Origin of the sequence: Curtobacterium sp. B18 (assembly GCF_000333375.1) — a bacterium.
Taxonomy (GTDB): domain Bacteria; phylum Actinomycetota; class Actinomycetes; order Actinomycetales; family Microbacteriaceae; genus Curtobacterium.
Genome location: NZ_BACZ01000503.1, coordinates 1 through 1,925 on the forward strand (window position 1 = coordinate 1; position 1,925 = coordinate 1,925).

Consider the following 1,925-nt stretch of genomic DNA (forward strand, 5'->3'; position numbering starts at 1 on the left):
CCGTGCTGATCCGGGCCCGCCGACGCGGGAGCACCTCCCTGCGCACGGTGTTCTTCCTGCCGTACGTCGTCGGACTGACCACGCTGTCGTTCATGCTCGTGCTCGAGGCGCAGCCCAACTCCGGCGCCGTGAACATGGTCCTGCGCTGGCTCGGCATCACCGACGGCAGCACCGCGTGGCTCGTGAACGGGCCCCTGGCGACGCTGCTCATCTGCGTGCTCGTCGTCTGGGCGGTGTCCGGTCTGACGATGGTGCTCGTGATGTCCGCCATGCAGGGCATCCCCGACGAGGTCTACGAGTCCGCGCAGCTCGAGGGCGCCTCGTGGTGGCAGACCGAGCGCCTCATCACGATGCCGATGATCCGGTCGACCCTCGCCCTCAGCGCGATCATCTCGGTGATCGGGTCGCTCCTCGCGTTCAACCAGTTCTACATCCTGACCCAGGGCGGGCCGGGGACGGAGACCACGACGATCGTCAACGCGATCTACAACCGCGGCTTCGTGAACCTGCAGCTCGGCGCGGCGACCGCCGAGTCGATCGCCCTCGTCGTCGTCATCGCCGCCGTCACCGTGTTCCAGTTCTGGGCACTGCGAGAGAAGGACTGAGCCATGAGCACCACCGCTTCCCGTGCCGGCCTCGCGGCCCCGGACCTGTCCACCCGGACGCTGACCACCTCCGGGGACGGCCGACGTCGTCGCCACCAGGGCAGCGTGCGCCACCCCCGCGACACCGCGGTGAAGCGCACGCTGTACGTCATCGCCGGGGTCGGCGGCACCCTCGTCTTCGGGGTCCCGCTCATCTGGTCGATCCTGCGCGCGTTCCAGTCCGAGGCCGTCATCACGCAGGCGGCGGACCCCGCGACGTTCTTCCAGCTCGGGTGGCAGAACTTCGCCGCGGTCTTCAGCCCCTCGTCGCACCTGCTCACCGGCGTCGTGAACTCGCTCGTCGTCTCGATCGCCACGGCTGTCCTCACCGCCGTGATCGCGACGATGGCCGGGTACGGGTTCGCGCGGTTCCGGTTCCGCGGGTCCGGCATCGTCTTCGGGCTCGTGCTGCTGACGATGATGGTGCCGTTCCAGGCCATCCTCACGCCGCTGTACCTCGAGATGAACGCGATGAAGCTGACGAACTCGCTCGTCGGGCTCGTGCTCTTCTACACGACGGTGAACCTGCCGTTCGGGGTGTTCGTGATGCGGAACGCGTTCGAGTCGATCCCCACCGAGCTCGAGGACTCGGCGTTCGTCGACGGCGCCTCACGCTTCCGGGTCGTCGTGTCCGTGCTCCGCCCGCTGCTCCTGCCCGGTGCGGCGACCGCTGCGCTGTACGCGTTCCTGGCGTCGTGGACGGAGTTCCTCGGGGCGCTGACCTTCCTGACGAAGGACTCGCTCTACACGCTGCCCGTCGCGTTGCTCAACCTGCAGACCGGGGCGTACGGGCAGGTGTCGTACGGGAACCTCGTCGCCGGGTCGGTCGTGGCGATGATCCCGTGCATCGCGCTCTACGTCGGGTTGCAGCGCTTCTACGTCGCCGGGCTGTCGTCCGGCGCGCTGAAGGGCTGACGCCCGCGGGTGCCCTGTTGCACGCTGTTCAATGCGCAGCGCCGACCTCGCACGGTGCTCCGCTGCCCAGTCCGTGCGAGGTTGCCCGCTCCGTGCTGCGCGGGGCCGACCTCGCACCGTGCGGCGCAGGGCCGACCTCGCACCGTGCGGCGCAGGGCCGGCCTCGCACCGTGCGGCGCAGGGCCGGCTTCGCACGGTGCCGCGCGACCCAGTCCGTGCGAGGTTGCCCGCTCCGTGCTGCGCTACGAGCACGCACGGAGCGGGCAACCTCGCACCGGCCGACGGAGCTCGCACGGTGCGCTGTTGTCCGCTCCGTGCTGCGCAGGGCCGGCCTCGCACGGTGCCGCACTGCTCAGTCCGTGCGAG

The 1,925-nt window shown here is 69.9% G+C and carries 2 protein-coding genes; both read left to right on the forward strand.

The genetic code is table 11. The features are described 5' to 3' along the window. A partial coding sequence (locus tag I5E_RS13285; protein WP_031262696.1) for a carbohydrate ABC transporter permease occupies positions 1 to 605 on the forward strand: 605 nt, incomplete at its 5' end. 3 nt (positions 606 to 608) lie between these two features. After that, positions 609 to 1,559, forward strand: a complete 951-nt coding sequence (locus I5E_RS13290) for a carbohydrate ABC transporter permease (RefSeq protein WP_022907418.1) — start codon at positions 609 to 611, stop codon at positions 1,557 to 1,559. Positions 1,560 to 1,925 lie beyond the last annotated feature (366 nt).

Bases quoted from the DNA above. Each gene is read 5' to 3' on its own strand.
- I5E_RS13290 (WP_022907418.1), top strand. From the start codon at position 609: ATGAGCACCACCGCTTCCCGTGCCGGCCTCGCGGCCCCGGACCTGTCC.